The sequence below is a fragment of the Diaphorobacter ruginosibacter genome, from assembly GCF_040396215.1.
Lineage (GTDB): Bacteria > Pseudomonadota > Gammaproteobacteria > Burkholderiales > Burkholderiaceae_C > Diaphorobacter_A > Diaphorobacter_A ruginosibacter_A.
This window is the reverse complement of record NZ_JBEBOW010000088.1, coordinates 1-16,108: the sequence shown is the minus strand read 5'-3', so window position 1 is coordinate 16,108 and position 16,108 is coordinate 1. Positions and strand designations below refer to the sequence as shown.

The following is a 16,108-nucleotide window of genomic DNA, read 5'->3' as shown; positions in this document are numbered from 1 at the left end:
AGATCATGATCACGCCGTGGGCGGTGAAGATCTGGTCGTAGTGGTGCGGGGGCAGATAGCCCATGTTCTCGCCGAAGGCCATCGACTGCTGCAGGCGCATCATGGCCGCATCGGCGAAGCCGCGCAGGAACATGACCAGGCCGAGGATCATGTACATGATGCCGATCTTCTTGTGGTCGATCGAGCAGATCCAGTCCTTCCAGAGCGGACCCCAGAGGCGGAATTTCGTGAGGCCGGCCAGCACGACGAGGCCGCCGAGCACCACGGCGATGAAGGTGTAGAGCACGATCGGCTCGTGCGTCATGGGAATCTGGTCCCATGTGATTCGACCGAGCAGCCAGTGCGCGGGAGTGGTTGATTGTTCAGACACCATGTTGAGTCTCTTTTGCTCTCTTCTTTACTGCACGGCTGCGCCAGCCTGGGCGCGCTGTGAATCCAGCAGCGCCACGACGCTGTCGGCGTTCTGGACGGTGCATACGTCCTGCGGCAGGTTCAGGCCGGAGGACTTCATGAATGCCTCGCCGCCGGCGGCGTCGATGGCCATCATGTGGTGCATGCAGATCTTGCCTTCTTCGACGCAGCGGTTGAGCACCTTGTCATAGAGGCCTTCTGACACTGCGGAGAAGCGCTCCACCGGGTTGCGCTCGCTGGGCTTGGCCAGATTCAGGTATGTGGCGTTGTCCAGCGGCTTGCCTTCGGACTTGGCCAGGGCGATCCACTTGGCGAAGTCTTCGTTCGTCAGGCCCTTGAACTTGAAGGTCATTCCGGCAAATCCCGCGCCGCTGTAGTGCGACGACATGCCCTTGAATTCGCCTTCGCGGTTGATCACCGCATTCAGCTCGGTCTGCATGCCGGGCATCGTGTAGATCATGCCGGCCAGATCGGGAACATAGAACGCGTTCATCGTGTTGGACGATGTCAGCTTGAAGAGGATGGGCCGATCCACCGGCGCGGCCACTTCGTTGACCGTGGCGATGCCTTGCTCCGGATAGAAGAACAGCCACTTCCAGTCCAGCGAAACCACCTGGATCTCCAGCGGCTTGACGTTCGGGTCGAGCGCCTTCGTCTCGGAGATGCGGTCCAGCGGACGATACGGATCGAGCTTGTGCGTGCTGATCCAGGTCAGCGCGCCCAGCGCGATGATGATCAGCAGGGGAACGGTCCAGATCACCAGTTCGAGGCCGGTGGAATGGTGCCATTCGGGTTCATATCGTGCCTCGGTGTTCGACTGGCGGTACTTCCAGGCGAACAGCAGGGTCAGAATGATCACGGGGATGATGATGATGAGCATCAGCAGTGTTGCTGTGATCACCAGTTGTCCCTGTTGCGCTGCAATATCTCCGGCGGGATTAAGCACGACGGCCTTGCTGCAGCCCGAGAGAAGGACTGCCAAAGCTGCCGCGCCCGCCCATGCCGGACTGCGGGTTTCCTTGGTTTTTGACATGCTTGGAATGAACAAAAGCGCGTGGATCAGGGTTTGTCCCCTGAGTGTTAACGCGGATTACTAGACATCCGTGAATGTAAACCCGTTAGCAAATATGTCCATTGGACATTTTGTCCAATATCAAAAAAAACAAGGACTTACCTGGGTTTTGTCACCCGAAAATAGCTAAAGACTGACAAATGTCTAGGGTTTTCCCTTCAGAAATGTCGGTGTTTGCGGACTTGTAGGAGCAAAACCCCCGGTGTAGAACGTCACTCAGGCTCACGGAATTGGTGAGCACGAGCATCAAGGCTCGTGAGCTGTCGATTGAAGTCAGTCCTCTAGCAAAGGAGCATTTACATGAGCAGCGGTTCCGTAGCATTTCCCGTGCCTCGCGTTGAAGATGCCAACTCCCTTTCGCGTGCCCACACGGATGAAGACGTCACTCCCAATGAAATCGCGGTTGGCGTGATCATCGGGCGTTCGTCCGAGTATTTCGACTTTTTCGTATTCGGTATCGCCTGCGTACTGGTTTTTCCGTTCACCCTGTTTCCCTTCATGTCGCGGCTGGATGGAACTTTGATGGCCTTTGCCATCTTTGCCCTGGCCTTTCTGGCGCGCCCCATCGGTACGGCCCTGGGCATGGCGGTGCAGCGGCGGTGGGGGCGCGGCACCAAGCTGACGCTGGCCATGTTCACGCTGGGGGTGAGCACGGTGGGCATGGCTTTCCTGCCCAACTACAGCTCCATCGGCTCCAGCGCCATCGTCGTGCTGATCGTCCTGCGCGTCGGCCAGGGGCTGGCACTCGGCGCATCCTGGGACGGCCTGCCTTCGCTCCTGGCGATGGGCGTGCCCACGGAGCGCCGCGGCTGGTACGCCATGATCGGTCAGTTGGGCGCGCCGCTGGGTTTCATCATCGCCGCGGCGCTGTTCGCCTATCTCTACAGCAGCCTGCCGGTCAGCGAGTTCCTCGATTGGGGCTGGCGCTATCCGTTCTTCGTGGCTTTCGCCATCAACGTGGTGGCGTTGTTCGCCCGTCTGCGCCTGGTGGTGGGACAGTCCTATGCCGAGCTTCTGCAGGCGCGTGAGCTGGAGCCGGTCCCCGTCGCCGAGGTGATGAGCCACGAAGGCAGCAATGTGCTGCTGGGCGCGTTCGCCGCGCTCGCCAGCCTTGCGCTGTTCCATCTGGTGACGGTGTTTCCGCTGTCGTGGATTTCGATGTATTCCGCGCAGTCGGTGGTGGACGTGCTGGAGGTGCAGATCATGGGTGCGATTCTGGCGGCCGGCGCCATCGCTGTGTCCGGCATCATCGCCGACCGCATGGGCCGACGCAATCTGCTGGGCACCATGGCCGTGCTGATCGGCGTATTCAGCCTGACCGCTCCCTGGCTGCTGCGCGGCGGCGCCGTGGGAAACAATGCCTTCATCCTGATCGGTTTCATCCTGCTTGGCCTGTCGTATGGCCAGTCGTCGGGCACGGTGACGAACAATTTCTCCAGCGAGTTCCGCTATACCGGTGCCGCGCTTTCGACCGATCTGGCCTGGCTGTTCGGAGCTGCCTTCGCTCCGCTGGTGGCACTGGGACTATCGGCCAAGTGGGGGCTGGGCGCCGTCTCGCTGTACCTGCTGTCCGGCGTGGTGTGCACGCTGCTGGCGCTGCGCATCAATCGCGTCCTGGAGCACCGCGACGCCTGAGAGTCGATGAAGGGCTGACAGGCGCCGCCGGCGCTGCCGGCCGGTGCACAAGGCAAAGGAGCGTCCCGTGGACGCTCCTTTTTTTTAATGCCTTTTCGCCCCACCTTTTCCATTGCCCCACCATGGAACTTCAGATGGAGCGGTGGTTCCGGGAGGGGTCAGTCGTTCGGCCGGAAGCCGATCGTCATCGATGAAGGCACCCGGCCGTCGATGTCCTTGGGCAGCGTGTCGGTCTTCTCCAGCGCGCGGAGCACGGCCTGGTCCCAGGCGGCGTTGCCGCTGGATTTGGTGATGCGGGTGCCCACGATGGTTCCATCGGGCGAGGTGCGCACTTCGACCTCGGCGCGGGGATTGCCCGGGATCACCTCGGAGAACGTGATGTTGGGCTTGACCTTGGCGACCACCTTGCCGGCATAACCGCCTGAGGGGCCGGCACTGCGCGCGGCCGTGCCGGTGGCCGTGGCGCCGCCGGTCGCGCCCGCCATGCCTTGCATGCGGCGCAGATTTTCCTGGCGCTGCGCCTCGGCGGCCTTGGCGGCGGCATCGGCCTTGCGCTTGTCCTCGGCGGCCTTCTTGCGATCGGCTTCGGCCTTGGCGGCCTTTTCCTTTTTCTCCTGCTCGGCTTTTTCCTTCTTTTCTTTTTCGAGCTGCTCCTTGCGTTCCTTCTCGCGCTCGGCCTTTTCCTTCTCGGCCTTCTCCTTCTTCTGCTGTTCGAGCTTGGCCTTGCGTTCCTTCTCCAGCTTGTCCTGGCGGTCCTGCTCCGCCTTTTCCTTGCGTTCTTTCTCGTCCTGCTGCTTTTGCAGGAGCTTTTGCTTTTCCATCTCCTTGCGCTTCTTTTCTTTTTCAAGCGCGATGTCGGCGGCCTGCGTGTCCTGCACCGTGGGCTTGGGGGCGGGAGCGGGTGGCGGCGGAGGAGGCGGAGGCTTCACTGGCTCCGGTTCAGGCTCCTGTGCCGGCTTGGGCTCGGGCGGCGCGGGAGGGGCGACGGCGCGCGGCGCCGCCTGCTGAGGAAGGGCAGACCAGAGCTCTGCTTCGACCGCGGGGGCGTCGGAGCTTTTCTTCCAGTTCAGGCCCCAGAACAGCGCTCCGACAAGTACGGAGTGCGCCAGGACGGCGAGCGCAATCGCGCGCTTGCGCCCAGGCGGGCGCGGCGGGGCGAACTGGTCACGATCGTTGATTGCTTGCATTCAGCTTTTGTGGGATTGAGGCCTTTTCGGGGTCAACCACCTGTTGATTTCACGACGAGGCCCACGCGCTGCACGCCGGCGCGGTTGAGAGCATCCATGGCCTTGACGACCGACTCGTACGGCACGCTCTTGTCGGCGGCGATCATGACGGGCGTGTCTTCGGGCTGGTCCTTCTGCCAGTTGCGCGCGGCCGCACCCAGCGCCTGCAGCGACAGCGTGCGTTCATTGCCGTCGGTCTTCAACTGGATGGAGCCATCTTTGTCGATGGTGACCTGGCCGAATGTCTTGGGCGTCTTGTCACCCTTGCCGACAGAGGGCACGTTGATCGCGCTGGGCGTGAGCATCGGCGCGGTCACCATGAAGATGATGAGCAGCACCAGCATCACGTCGATGAACGGAACCATGTTGATTTCATTCATCGAGCGGCGCCGTGAGCCGCTGCGGGAAGCCATTGCGGGCATGTGCGGTTTCCTTGGCTGGTCAGTGGTTCGAGGCGGAGCCGGTGTGGCTGCCCAGGTTGCGCTGCAGGATGTTGGAGAACTCTTCGATGAAGGTTTCCTGGTGGATGGCGATGCGGTCGATGTCGCGCGCGAAGCGGTTGTATGCGATCACGGCCGGAATGGCTGCGAACAGGCCGATGGCGGTGGCCACCAGCGCTTCGGCGATACCGGGGGCGACGGTGGCGAGCGTGACCTGCTCCATGCCCGCGAAGCCGGTGAAGGCGTGCATGATGCCCCATACGGTGCCGAACAGGCCGACGTAAGGACTCACCGATGCGACGGAGCCGAGAAACGAGAGGCTGGATTCGACGACGTCCATTTCACGCTGGAAGCTCGCGCGCATGGCGCGGCGTGCGCCATCGAGCAGCGTGCCGGGATCGCTGATGCGGCGCTCGCGCAGCTTCTGGTATTCGCGCATGCCGCTGGCGAATATGCGTTCCATCGGTCCCGCCTGCCTGGCGTTCTGCGCGGCGCTGGCGTACAGGTCGTTGAGCGAGTTCCCGGACCAGAAATCGCGCTCGAAATCTTCATTGAGCGCCTTCACGCGCTTGAGAGAGGTGATCTTGCGGAAGATGGCTGCCCAACTGGCGATGGAGACGCCGAGCAGCAGCAGCATGACGATTTGAACCACCCAGCTGGCGTTGAGCACCAGGCTAGCGATGGACATGTCTTGATTCATGATGAGAGTTGTTCCAAAAGAGTGCCAGGAATTCGTGAAGGGCGCATGGTGGCAGCAGCCACCCAGCCGATGCGGATGGCCGCCTCGCATAGTAGTACGGGAGATGTCGCCTGGTTCATCTGCGCTGGCTTGAGAAGCGCCGTCTGCTCTATTGTTAACGATGCTTTGCCCATTTCGCTGACAGCGGCCGTAACAATCAGTTCATCATCGAGCCGCGCCGGGCGGTGGTACCGCAGGTCGGCTCCGGTTACGACAAACATTCCGCCGGTTTGTTCCCGCATGTCGTGCTGGCCGAATCCGATGGAGCGCAGCCATTCGGTGCGCGCGCGCTCGAAGAACTTGAGGTAATTGGCGTAGAACACGATGCCGCCCGCATCGGTGTCCTCCCAGTAAATCCTGACGGGCCATTGAAATGCCATGTTGCTCCCTTGTCTGCCGGGCCGGGCTGCCGGGCTTTCGCGTCGATGCGCTCAGCCGATGAGCTTGCCGAGCCGCAGGATGGATTCCTGCAGTTGCGCCATGGAATTGGCGGTGGAAAAGCGCACGAAGCGCGTGGTTTCGGCGGTGCCGAAATCGCGCCCCGGGGTGATGGCCAGATGCGAACGCTTCATGACCTCGAGCGCGAAATCCCAACTGCCGTCCACGCCCAGCTTGCGCGCGGCCTGCGTGCAGTCGGCCCAGGCGTAGAACGCGCCATCGGGCATCACCGGCACCGTGAGGCCAAGCTCGTTGAGCGCTGGAATGAAATAGTCGCGGCGGGCCTTGAACTGCGCGCGGCGGCGCTCGTACTCGGCGATGCTTTCGGGCTCGAAACAGGCGAGGGCCGCATGCTGCGAAATCGTGCTGGCGCAGATGAAGAGATTCTGCGCGAGGCGCTCGACCACCGGCACCATGGCCTGCGGCACGACCATCCAGCCCAGCCGCCAGCCCGTCATGTTGAAGTATTTGCTGAAGCTGTTGATGCTGATGATGTCCTCATCGATCGCCAGCGCGGATTGGCCAAAGGCATCGTCATACGACAGGCCCAGGTAGATCTCGTCGATGATGGTGATGCCGCCGCGCTCCTTCACCGTCTTGTGGATCTTGCGCAGCTCGTCCGGCGCGATCGATGTGCCCGTGGGGTTGGAGGGCGACGCCAGCAGCACGCCGCGCGTCCTGGCGCCCCAGGCGGCCTCGACCTTGGCGGCGCTCAACTGATAGCGCTCCTGGGCCGTCGTGGGGATCAGGATCGCCGTGCCTTCGGCAGCGCTCACGAAGTGGCGGTTGCAGGGGTAGCTGGGGTCGGGCATGAGGATCTCGTCGCCCTTTTCGATGAGTGCGAGGCACGCCAGCTGCAGCGCGGCCGAAGCGCCCGCGGTCACGACGATGCGCTGTGGCGGCACCGTCACTCCAAAGCGGTCAAGGTACCACTGGCTGATTCTCTCGCGCAGCGCCTCCAGGCCCAGCGCATTGGTGTATTGCGTGATGCCGGCGCGCACCGCGCGATCCGCCGCTTCCTGCACCAGCGCTGGCGCGGTGAAGTCCGGCTCGCCGATGTTCAGGAAGATCATCGGATTGTCGGTGCCCGCGACTTCGCGGGCGAGCGACTGGGCCGCCTTGGCGACTTCCATCACATAAAAGGGTTCGATGCGTTCGGCGCGAGAGGAGAATTTCATTGCTATGGTCTGTGCTCCCCCTCCCGCGAGCGGGAGAGGGCCGGGGTGAGGATGGATGGCCGGCTCCATGTGCCGTCCCGCCGCGCGGGCCCGGGGCCCGGATGCCCGCCGGGAGTGGCCGCCTGCCGGAGCGGCGCCGTCACTCGGCCGCGTCGGCTGCGCCCGATGCGGAATCGGCCTTCTTGTCCGCGGCCACTTCCGTCGCGCGCAATTGCGGGGCCAGTCCGTTGAGCACGCCGTTCACATACTTGTGGCCGTCGGTGCCGCCGAACTCCTTGGCGAGTTCGATGCATTCGTTGAGCACGACGCGCCAGGGCACGTCCATGCAGTTCTGGAACTCATAGACGCCAATCCACATCACGGCATGCTCGATGGGCGAGATCTCGGAGAGCTTGCGGTCGAGCTTGGGCTCGATCAGCGCGTCCAGTTCTGTGGCCGAGGCGATGCAGCCATGCAGCAGCGCGTCATAGTGCGCGGCATCCGCCTTGTGGAAACCGGCCAGGTCGCGCGTGAATGCGTCGATGGCGGCTGCGTCGTTGCCGCTCAGGATGTGCTGGTAGAGCGCCTGCAGCGCGAACTCGCGCGCGCGGCTGCGGTTGGACTTGGAGGCGGCCTTGCGTGCGCCGGTGCTGGTCGTGCCCTTGCGCGGCTGGCGGGGAGGGCGGGGTGCGGTGAGTTCGCTCATTGGTCCTGCTCTCCGTTCATGAGGAAGTCCATGCCGTCATCGTTAACCGCCAGGGCCGAGACGAGCTGCGCCATCTCGACCGCGACGCGCGCCGCGTCGGCGCCCTTTTCCGTTTGGCGGGCGATCGCCTGCTCGAGGTTCTCGGTGGTCAGGATGGCGTTGGCGATGGGCAGGTCGTAGTCCAGGCCCACGCGGGTCACGCTGGCGCCGGACTCGTTGGCGACCAGTTCGAAGTGGTAGGTCTCTCCGCGGATGATGCAGCCGAGCGCCACCAGCGCGTCGTACTCGCCGCGGCTGGCCATTGCCTGCAGCGCCAGGGGCACTTCGAGCGCGCCGGGGACGGTGACGTGATCGATGTTGTCCTCGCTCACGCCGAGAGCGATGAGCTCGTTGCGGCAGGCATCGAACAGTGCGTTGGTGATGCCTTCATTGAAGCGGGCCTGCACGATGCCGATGGTGAGACCGGAGCCGTCCAGATGGGTGTGGGTGCCTTTTTCTGCGCCTTGCATGTTGTTCAGTCCTTTGGGATGTATCCGGTGATCTCGAGGTCGTAGCCGGCCATGCTGGGCATGCGGCGCGGCTGGCCCAGCAGTTGCATTTTCTTGACGCCGCACTCGCGCAGGATCTGCGCGCCAACGCCATAGGTGCGCAGGTCCATGCGGCCGCGCTCCGGCCCGTGGGCCGCGCGCGCCTTGCCTTCGAATTGCTCGAGCAGTTGTTCGCCGCTTTCGCCGCAGTTCAGCAGGACGGCAATGCCCTTGCCGTGGTGGGCGATGTATTCCAGGCTCGGCTGCAGGCTCCAGGAGTGCATGGAGCGATTGATTTCAAGCGCGTCCAGCACCGAGAGCGGCTCATGCACGCGCACGGGGACGGATTCGTCTTCGCTCCACGAACCCTTGACCAGCGCCAGATGCACGGCGTTGCTGGTGGCTTCGTGGAATGCGCGCGCGGTGAAGCTGCCGAAAGCGGTTTCGAGCTCGCGCGAGCCGACCTGCTGCACCAGAGACTCGTGGCGGCTGCGGTATTGGATCAGGTCGGCGATCGTGCCGATCTTGATGCCATGCTCGGCGGCGAAGAGCTGCAGGTCCGGCAGGCGCGCCATGGTGCCGTCGTCCTTCATCACTTCGCAGATCACGGCGGCGGGCGTGCAGCCGGCCATGGCGGCCAGGTCGCAACCGGCCTCGGTGTGACCGGCACGCATCAGCACGCCGCCGTCCACGGCTTGCAGCGGGAAGATGTGGCCGGGCTGGACCAGGTCGCTGGCCTTGGCATGCGGTGCCACGGCGGCCTGCACGGTGCGCGCGCGGTCCGCTGCCGAGATGCCGGTGGTCACGCCTTCGGCGGCTTCGATGGAGACGGTGAAGGCCGTGCCCATCTTGGTGCCGTTGCGCGCCACCATGGGCGGCAGGTTCAGGCGCTCGCAGCGGTCGCGCGTGAGCGTCAGGCAGATCAGGCCCCGGCCGAACTTCGCCATGAAGTTGATGGTCTCGGGCGTGACGTGATCGGCGGCGAGCACCAGGTCGCCTTCGTTTTCACGATCTTCTTCATCGACCAGGATGACGATGCGGCCAGCGCGCATCTCTGCCACGATTTCTTCGACGGAGGAAACCGGTGCGGGCGTGACGGGGGAGTTCATGCAGTGCTTTCGATAGAGGCCCGTCAGCCTGCTGGGCAGCGCCTGTCCCCAGCGGCTGGCCGTGCGCGATCCGCGCGAATCCCCATCCGGCGCGAAAGCGCGCCAGGAGGCGGAAAGGCCCTTGCAGGGCGGCCACTAAAGAACATGCGATGTGGCCAGCGGGCCAACCGGTTGAGGGACGCAAAAGTCCCGAAGACCACGATTTTAGTCCACCGCGGAGCATTGCGAGTGCCAATGCGGCCTTTCGATGGCTGGGGCGGGGCCGGCCAGCTTCAGATCGAGGACGGTTCGATCTCCAGGTCGCCCAGGGGAAAAGCGCAGCACGGAAGCACCCAGCCTTCGGCTTTTTCCTCGGCTGACAGTCCGGGCCATTCGACCTCGTATCGCACTTCGCCCTTGCTCAGGAAGCCAATGCAGGTGCGGCAGGTGCCGTTGCGGCAGGAACTGGGCCAGTCCACGCCGCCTTGTTCGAGCGAGTCCAGCAGCGGCCGATCGGGCCAGGCATCGACCTGGGTTCCGTCGTCTCCCACTTTGGCGATGAAGAAAGGCGGGGCAACAGGGGATTCGCTCATGGTGGGGCCTGGTGAAGAAGGAATGGCTGGGCTGCAAGCCGCTGACGCGTTTTTTCATGAGGCCCATCCGGCCGGCGGGGGCGGGGGCCTTGGCGATTGCGTAGCTCCGAAGTTTATAGCGCCAGAAATAACTGACGCCGCAGGATGGTCTCGGTCACGTGGCAGAAGGGGTGTTGCACTAATTTTAAGCAAAGTGATTGGATTTGTTGCAAATCAAACACTTAGCGCTTTGTTCCCGTAATTGTTCAAAGTTATCCACACGATTGTCCAGTGCATCCATGGATAACCTGCACCCGCTGCACAAGATCTGGGTGAAAGGAAAATATTATTTGTGGATCAATGACTTATGTTGCAGCCATTGTGTTTCTTGGTCTGATTTTTTGCTTTTTCTCCTGAGCTGCCGCAAAACCGTGCTAGCGTGATTTCGCGATGGATCGGCCCCTAAAATGCCATGCCTAAAAAATGTGCGATGGAATACGGCTCATTGAAAATCAATGGCTTACGTTCCAAATACCGCTTTTGTCCGTGGTTATCCACATGGTTGTTCAATGAATCGAGGGATAACCCTAGGGGTCTGCAAAACTCCCTGCCGCCGCCTGAGCGCGGCCTCGGGTGATCCGCATCGGTTCGGCTGGCGAGGGTTTGGCAGACCCTCCTGGGGTGAATACTTCATTGTCATCTTGCTTACGGATGTTCCGTAGGTGACTGCGGGCGCGCAAGCGGGCGCGAACGATCACGCATCGCGTACTAACATCGCTTTTTTCATCCCGGTGCGTTCCGCAATGAACGCCTGCCCGATTCATTCAAAAAAGGAGTACAGAAATGGCAATCCGCTTCGATGGCAAGGTCGCAATCGTCACGGGCGCAGGCGGCGGCCTGGGCCGGCAGCACGCGCTGGCGCTGGCGGCGCGGGGCGCGAGGGTGCTGGTCAATGACCTGGGCGGGGCCGTTGACGGCAGCGGAGGCTCCGTTTCGGCGGCCGAGGCCGTGGCGGCGGAGATCCGCGCGGCCGGCGGCGAAGCGATCGCCAACGGCGCTTCGGTGACGGATTTCGAGGCGGTGCAGGGCATGGTCCGGCAGGCCATCGACGCCTGGGGCCGCGTGGACATTCTCGTGAACAATGCGGGCATCCTGCGCGACAAGTCGTTCGCCAAGATGGACATGGCGGATTTCCGGCTGGTCGTCGATGTGCACCTGATGGGCACGGCCCATTGCTGCAAGGCGGTGTGGGCGCACATGATGGAGCAGAAATATGGCCGGATCGTGATGACCACGTCGTCCACCGGTCTGTATGGCAACTTTGGCCAGGCCAACTATGGCGCTGCCAAGCTGGCGCAGGTCGGCATGATGCAGACGCTGGCGATCGAGGGCGCGAAATACGGCATACACGTCAATGCGCTGGCCCCGACCGCGCACACGCGCATGACCGAGGGACTGCTGCCGCAGGAGGTGCTGGACGCGCTGACGCCGCAGGCCGTGGTGCCCGCCATGCTGGTGCTCGCGCACGAGAGCGCGCCCACCCGCACCATCATTTGCGCGGGAGCGGGTTCATTCGAGGCCGCGCACATCACGATGACCGAGGGCATCCACCTGGGGGCGGGAACCATGGTTGCCGAGCAACTGGCGCAGCGGCTGGCCGCCGTCACGGATCGCGCCAGCGAGAAGGTGCCGCAAAGTGGCGCCGCCCAGGCCGCGCATGAGTTCGAAAAGGCAGTGGCCGCGGCTGGATCGCGGGACGCGAGGGAAGAGCCGGTCGCGCAATGAGCCGCATGGCGGGGTGAGCGGGCGCGGCTGCGTCTCACGGCCTGATGGCATGTCCGCCGTCAGGCCGTCTACCTCAATTCGGAAAATCGTTGCGGGCGGAGGATGGTTTCCCCGGATGCCGCAGGCGCTTGGGCCGGGTTTCGGCAGGCCGGGGCCAGCCGTGCTAAGTTTCAACCCCTCACATCGGTGATGGAAGCGCACACATAATGAAAAACCAACTGCAACAGCAAATCGCCAGCCTCTCCAAAGAGCGGCTGGCGGGCATGCGTCGAGGCATTGAGAAAGAGGGATTGCGGGCATTGCCCAATGGCGCTCTGGCATTGACACCTCATCCGCGCGGGCTGGGCTCGGCCCTGACGCACCCGCACATCACCACGGATTACAGCGAGTCCCAGCTGGAGCTCATCACGGGCGCTCGGCCCGGCGTGCAGGAATGCCTGGACGAGCTTGGTGAAATCCACCAGTTCGTGCATCGCGTGCTGACCACGCAGTGCGACGAGGAACTGCTCTGGTCGTCGAGCATGCCCTGCGTGCTGCCGACCGATGAAACCATTCCGCTCGGCCGCTATGGCCTGTCCAACTCGGGCCGCTCCAAGAGCGTGTACCGCATGGGGCTGGGACATCGCTACGGCCGGCGCATGCAGACCATTTCGGGCATCCACTACAACTGGTCGCTGCCGGGAGTGACGAGCAAGGAGTATTTCGGCCTGATCCGCAATTTCCGGCGCCATGCGTTCGTGCTGCTGTATCTGTTCGGCGCTTCGCCGGCGCTGTGCCCCAGTTTCGTCGAAGGCCGCCAGCACAGCCTGCAGCCCATGGGCGATGGCCGGCGTGCGCTGTACCTGCCGCATGCCACGTCGCTGCGCATGGGACGGCTGGGCTACCAGAGCGATGCGCAGGCCACGCTGGCGGTGAGCTACAACGGCCTGCAGGGCTATGCGGATTCATTGCACGAGGCGCTGACGCGTCCCTATCTCGCATATGAGCAGATCGGCATCCGCAACCCCGGCGGCGAGTACAACCAGCTAGGCACCAGCCTGCTGCAGATCGAAAACGAGTTCTACGGCACCATCCGCCCCAAGCGCACGACCCGCAGCGGCGAGCGTCCGCTGCATGCGCTGCGCGAGCGCGGCGTCGAATATGTGGAAGTCCGTCTGATGGACCTGGATCCGTTCGAGCCGGTGGGCATCAGCGCGGACACCATGCGCGTGCTGGACGTGTTCCTGCTGCACTGCCTGTATTCGGACAGCCCGCCGGACACGCCGGAGGAAATCGCCGAGCTCAAGAACAACCAGCACCTGACGGCCGAGCGCGGACGCGAGCCGGGCCTGAAGCTTGCCCGCCGCGGCCAGGCCGTTGCGCTGGCCGAATGGGGGCTGGAATTTCTCAGGGAGTGCGAGCCGATCGCCGCGGCGCTGGATGCGGCGCAGGGCTCGCAGGCGCACGTCGGCGCGCTGCGTGCGGCCGAGGAGCGCTTCAATGCGCCGGACAGCACGCCGTCGGCCCATGTCCTGCGGGAGCTCACGCGGCAATTCGACAATGACTTCATCGCCTACGCGCGCTCGCGCTCGCAAGCCGCGCGGGAGGCGCTGATGCAGCGTCCATGGAGCGATGAGCAGCAGCGGCGCTATGTGGCGATGACCGATGAGTCGGTGGCCGCGCAGCGCGCCATCGAGCAGGCCGACGACATGCCGTTCGAGGCATGGCGCGAGCGCTACATGGCGGTGGAGCAGTTGGGGTGAAACCGCCGGCAGCGCGCATCTCCCGCGTTGCCATGCAGCAGCGTGCGCTGGCGGCGCTGCGCGTGCTGCTCAGCTACTACATGACCAACGGCTATGTCGTGGCGCTGGGCTATCTGCTGATTTCCGCTGGCGTGGGCCTGGTGCTCGGCACGTCCGCCGGCGCGGCGGCGGCGCTTGGCGCGGTGGTGGCCATTCCGCCGGACGTGGCCGGGCCGCGCAAGGGCAAGTTCCGGCAGATGATTCCCACGCCCATCCTGGGCGTTCCGCTGTTCTTCGCGGTGCAGATGCTGCGCGGCCTGCCGCTGGAGCTGGGGGTGTTCATCGTTGCCTGCACCTTCGTCGTCTTTCTGGGCATGGCCTGGGGCAAGAAGGGTGCGCCGATCGCCATCGCGCTGATGTTTGCCATGATTTTCTCGCTGGCTGTTCCGCCGCCCGACGAGAGCCACCGGCTGCCAGCCGCGCTGCGCGTGACGGGCTATTTCGCGCTGGGCGCGTTTCTGTACGTGCTCTATTCCTGCCTTGCGCATCGCTGGCTCAATGCGCGCTATCGGGTGCTGCTGCTCGTGGACACCCTGCTTTCGCTGGCCGATCTGATGCGGCTTCAGGCCAGCCAGTTCGGCAAGGATTCGCCCGAGACCCGCAGCGAAGCATCCGGTGGCCTGATCAGCCGCCTGCTGGCCCGCCAGGCCTCGCTGGCCGATCAGATCCAGGCCACGCGCGACGTGGTGCTCGAAACCCCGGACACATTGCCGCGCCAGCGCCTGGCGGCCATGCTGCTGCATGTGCTGGACATGCGCGACCACATGATCGCCTGCGCGCTGGACCTGGACACGCTCAGGCAGCATGCGGGCCACCTCACCGTGCTCGGGCAGATGCACGACATGCTGATGCTGCTGGCAGCGGAGGCCGACAATCTGGCGGATGCGATGCTGTTCGGCCGAAAGCCCGAGCGCCCCATGGACTATCGCGCGCAACTGGACAACCTGCGCTGGGCGGTGGATGACGATGCGATGCACAGCGACCCCAACCGGCTCGTCACGTCGCGCGACCCCAGCCCCGACGCGCTGGTGCGTTCGCTGGCGGACCGCATCGCCAACATGAACGACGAAGTGCAGCACATGTACGCGCTCGCGCGCGGGGAAGGCAAACCCAATCTGGCGGCGGTGCGCGTGAGCTGGCATCTCTTCGTCAGTCCGGTCGCCTGGTCGTTCAAGCCTTTCTACACGCTATGGAGCTGGGGCGCGCCGGCGCTCAGGCATGCGGTGCGCGCGGCGCTTGCCATCGGCTCGGCCTATGTGATCTCCTTGCTGCTGCCGTGGGGCACGCATGAGTACTGGATCTTTCTCACCATCGTCGTGGTGTTGCGCGGCTCGCTGGCGCAGACGCTGGAGCGCCGCAACCTGCGGGTGGGCGGGACCCTGCTGGGATGCGTGCTCTCGCTGTCGATCCTGGCCATGCATCCCAGCTATCTGACGATGATCCTGTGCCTGACGGTGGCGCAGTCCGTCGCGCACGGGCTGGCCCTGCGCATGTATCTCTACACGGCGGTGTCGGCGACGGTGCTGGGCCTGATCCAGTCCCACATGATCGGCGCGTCGTCGAGCACCGTGTTCGCTCTGTTCGAGCGCACGGCCGACACGCTGCTCGGAGCGGGCATCGCCTGGCTGTTTTCCTACGTGCTGCCGTCATGGGAGCGCTCGCAGATTCCCAACCTGGTGCGCCGCGTCGTCAGGTCGCAGGTCGATCATGCGCGCACGGCGCTCGACCTGGTGCAGCTCGATGCCGTCGACAACGCGCCGGAACTCAAATGGCGCCTTGCGCGCAAGGATGCCTACGATGGCCTCACGGCCCTGGTGCTTGCCGCCGAGCGTTCGCTGAAGGAGCCGCGCGCGGTGAGGCCGCCGCTGCAGCCGCTGGAGATGCTGCAGGCCCACGCCTATCAGATGCTGGCGCAGCTCACCGCCGTGAAGACGCTGTTGCTGCTGCGTCGCGGCAGCCTGCCGCGCGAGCGGCTCGAGCAGCCGCTCGCGCGCGCGAGCGAACGCATCGCCAATCTTCTGGGCGGCAAGGAAATCATCATCGATACCGTGGATGCCGACGAGCCCCCGCAGCCGGTGCGCGAGCCCACGCTCGCGCCCGGGCCGGAGCACGTTCCGCAGGCCTGGGACGCCGATCTGATGCCGTGGCTGGAGCGGCGGCTGGAGCAGGCGATCCTGCTGGCCGCGCAGATACGGGCGGATGCCGATCAGTTGCTGAAGTGACGCGGGCGGGGCGTCAGGCGCGCGCCCTGAGAACGTGTTTACGATCTCTACGCAGCCGCGTTGGAGAGCAATCGGGATGAGTTCGAAGCGATGGTCCGCCGCTTGCACCGGGGTGCAAGCAAGGGCCAGCGCGCTGCAAATCGCCCGATTTCACTCCAACCCTGCGGGACAGTGGCTTTGCGGGCGGTCTGCGGCGTTGCAAATCCTCGCAATAGCACGGCTATTGCTGCGGTATTGCGCCTTGCATCCCATCGCGCAAAGCCGCTGTCGCGGCGCGAGGAGATCGTGAACACGTTCTCAGCGCTTGCC

At 64.2% G+C, this 16,108-nt stretch carries 15 protein-coding genes; 4 read left to right on the top strand and 11 right to left on the bottom strand.

Annotated elements, in window-relative coordinates:
- On the bottom strand, window positions 1-304 hold a 304-nt coding region (locus ABWP92_RS11665; RefSeq protein WP_502907514.1), incomplete at its 3' end, for a cbb3-type cytochrome c oxidase subunit I.
- Between the two features lie 93 nt (window positions 305-397).
- Window positions 398-1,444 carry a ubiquinol oxidase subunit II gene (cyoA, locus tag ABWP92_RS11660; RefSeq protein ID WP_353235549.1) on the bottom strand — a complete coding sequence of 349 codons (1,047 nt, stop codon included), beginning with the start codon at window positions 1,442-1,444 and terminating at the stop codon, window positions 398-400.
- Between the two features lie 339 nt (window positions 1,445-1,783).
- Between cyoA and ABWP92_RS11655 the strand changes: the two genes are divergently transcribed.
- Window positions 1,784-3,118, top strand: a complete 1,335-nt coding sequence (locus ABWP92_RS11655) for an MFS transporter (protein WP_353235548.1) — start codon at window positions 1,784-1,786, stop codon at window positions 3,116-3,118.
- A gap of 158 nt (window positions 3,119-3,276) precedes the next feature.
- Here the strand turns inward: ABWP92_RS11655 and tolA are convergent, their stop codons facing one another.
- From tolA to ABWP92_RS11610, 9 genes are all read right to left on the bottom strand, one after another.
- Complete coding sequence (tolA, locus tag ABWP92_RS11650) at window positions 3,277-4,305, bottom strand: cell envelope integrity protein TolA (RefSeq protein ID WP_353235547.1); 1,029 nt, start codon at window positions 4,303-4,305, stop codon at window positions 3,277-3,279.
- Between the two features lie 32 nt (window positions 4,306-4,337).
- Complete coding sequence (locus tag ABWP92_RS11645) at window positions 4,338-4,766, bottom strand: ExbD/TolR family protein (RefSeq protein ID WP_353235546.1); 429 nt, start codon at window positions 4,764-4,766, stop codon at window positions 4,338-4,340.
- A gap of 19 nt (window positions 4,767-4,785) precedes the next feature.
- The gene (gene tolQ / locus ABWP92_RS11640) at window positions 4,786-5,487 is read right to left on the bottom strand and encodes a protein TolQ (RefSeq protein ID WP_353235551.1); all 702 of its coding nucleotides are present in this window, start codon (window positions 5,485-5,487) and stop codon (window positions 4,786-4,788) included.
- Entirely contained in the window at window positions 5,481-5,903 is a 423-nt protein-coding gene (gene ybgC, locus ABWP92_RS11635) for a tol-pal system-associated acyl-CoA thioesterase (RefSeq protein WP_353235545.1), read from the bottom strand. Before ybgC ends, tolQ begins: the two co-directional genes overlap by 7 nt.
- A 51-nt stretch (window positions 5,904-5,954) precedes the next feature.
- Entirely contained in the window at window positions 5,955-7,139 is a 1,185-nt protein-coding gene (locus ABWP92_RS11630) for a pyridoxal phosphate-dependent aminotransferase (RefSeq protein ID WP_353235544.1), read from the bottom strand.
- A 139-nt stretch (window positions 7,140-7,278) separates the two neighbouring features.
- The gene (gene nusB / locus ABWP92_RS11625; protein WP_353235543.1) at window positions 7,279-7,824 is read right to left on the bottom strand and encodes a transcription antitermination factor NusB; all 546 of its coding nucleotides are present in this window, start codon (window positions 7,822-7,824) and stop codon (window positions 7,279-7,281) included.
- Window positions 7,821-8,333: a 6,7-dimethyl-8-ribityllumazine synthase gene (ribH, locus tag ABWP92_RS11620; RefSeq protein ID WP_353235542.1), complete on the bottom strand. Its 513-nt coding sequence runs from the start codon at window positions 8,331-8,333 to the stop codon at window positions 7,821-7,823. The genes nusB and ribH overlap by 4 nt, the downstream gene beginning before the upstream one ends.
- Before the next feature lie 5 nt (window positions 8,334-8,338).
- Window positions 8,339-9,460 (bottom strand): bifunctional 3,4-dihydroxy-2-butanone-4-phosphate synthase/GTP cyclohydrolase II, encoded by a 1,122-nt coding sequence (ribBA, locus tag ABWP92_RS11615; RefSeq protein WP_353235541.1) that lies wholly within the window; start codon window positions 9,458-9,460, stop codon window positions 8,339-8,341.
- A 272-nt stretch (window positions 9,461-9,732) separates the two neighbouring features.
- Window positions 9,733-10,032 (bottom strand): 2Fe-2S iron-sulfur cluster-binding protein, encoded by a 300-nt coding sequence (locus ABWP92_RS11610; protein ID WP_353235540.1) that lies wholly within the window; start codon window positions 10,030-10,032, stop codon window positions 9,733-9,735.
- Window positions 10,033-10,854: 822 nt separating this feature from the next.
- Here ABWP92_RS11610 and ABWP92_RS11605 point away from each other — a divergent pair.
- From ABWP92_RS11605 to ABWP92_RS11595, 3 genes are all read left to right on the top strand, one after another.
- Window positions 10,855-11,796: an SDR family NAD(P)-dependent oxidoreductase gene (locus tag ABWP92_RS11605; protein ID WP_353235539.1), complete on the top strand. Its 942-nt coding sequence runs from the start codon at window positions 10,855-10,857 to the stop codon at window positions 11,794-11,796.
- A 206-nt stretch (window positions 11,797-12,002) separates the two neighbouring features.
- Complete coding sequence (gene gshA, locus ABWP92_RS11600; protein ID WP_353235538.1) at window positions 12,003-13,538, top strand: glutamate--cysteine ligase; 1,536 nt, start codon at window positions 12,003-12,005, stop codon at window positions 13,536-13,538.
- Window positions 13,535-15,799 (top strand): FUSC family protein, encoded by a 2,265-nt coding sequence (locus ABWP92_RS11595; RefSeq protein WP_353235537.1) that lies wholly within the window; start codon window positions 13,535-13,537, stop codon window positions 15,797-15,799. The genes gshA and ABWP92_RS11595 overlap by 4 nt, the downstream gene beginning before the upstream one ends.
- Window positions 15,800-16,108: the final 309 nt, after the last annotated feature.

Coding starts and splice junctions, on each gene's coding strand:
- ybgC (WP_353235545.1), bottom strand. CDS start 5,903: ATGGCATTTCAATGGCCCGTCAGGATTTACTGGGAGGACACCGATGCG.
- tolA (WP_353235547.1), bottom strand. CDS start 4,305: ATGCAAGCAATCAACGATCGTGACCAGTTCGCCCCGCCGCGCCCGCCT.
- cyoA (WP_353235549.1), bottom strand. CDS start 1,444: ATGTCAAAAACCAAGGAAACCCGCAGTCCGGCATGGGCGGGCGCGGCA.
- ABWP92_RS11630 (WP_353235544.1), bottom strand. CDS start 7,139: ATGAAATTCTCCTCTCGCGCCGAACGCATCGAACCCTTTTATGTGATG.
- ABWP92_RS11655 (WP_353235548.1), top strand. CDS start 1,784: ATGAGCAGCGGTTCCGTAGCATTTCCCGTGCCTCGCGTTGAAGATGCC.
- ABWP92_RS11645 (WP_353235546.1), bottom strand. CDS start 4,766: ATGCCCGCAATGGCTTCCCGCAGCGGCTCACGGCGCCGCTCGATGAAT.
- ribBA (WP_353235541.1), bottom strand. CDS start 9,460: ATGAACTCCCCCGTCACGCCCGCACCGGTTTCCTCCGTCGAAGAAATC.
- nusB (WP_353235543.1), bottom strand. CDS start 7,824: ATGAGCGAACTCACCGCACCCCGCCCTCCCCGCCAGCCGCGCAAGGGC.
- ABWP92_RS11610 (WP_353235540.1), bottom strand. CDS start 10,032: ATGAGCGAATCCCCTGTTGCCCCGCCTTTCTTCATCGCCAAAGTGGGA.
- gshA (WP_353235538.1), top strand. CDS start 12,003: ATGAAAAACCAACTGCAACAGCAAATCGCCAGCCTCTCCAAAGAGCGG.
- ribH (WP_353235542.1), bottom strand. CDS start 8,333: ATGCAAGGCGCAGAAAAAGGCACCCACACCCATCTGGACGGCTCCGGT.
- ABWP92_RS11605 (WP_353235539.1), top strand. CDS start 10,855: ATGGCAATCCGCTTCGATGGCAAGGTCGCAATCGTCACGGGCGCAGGC.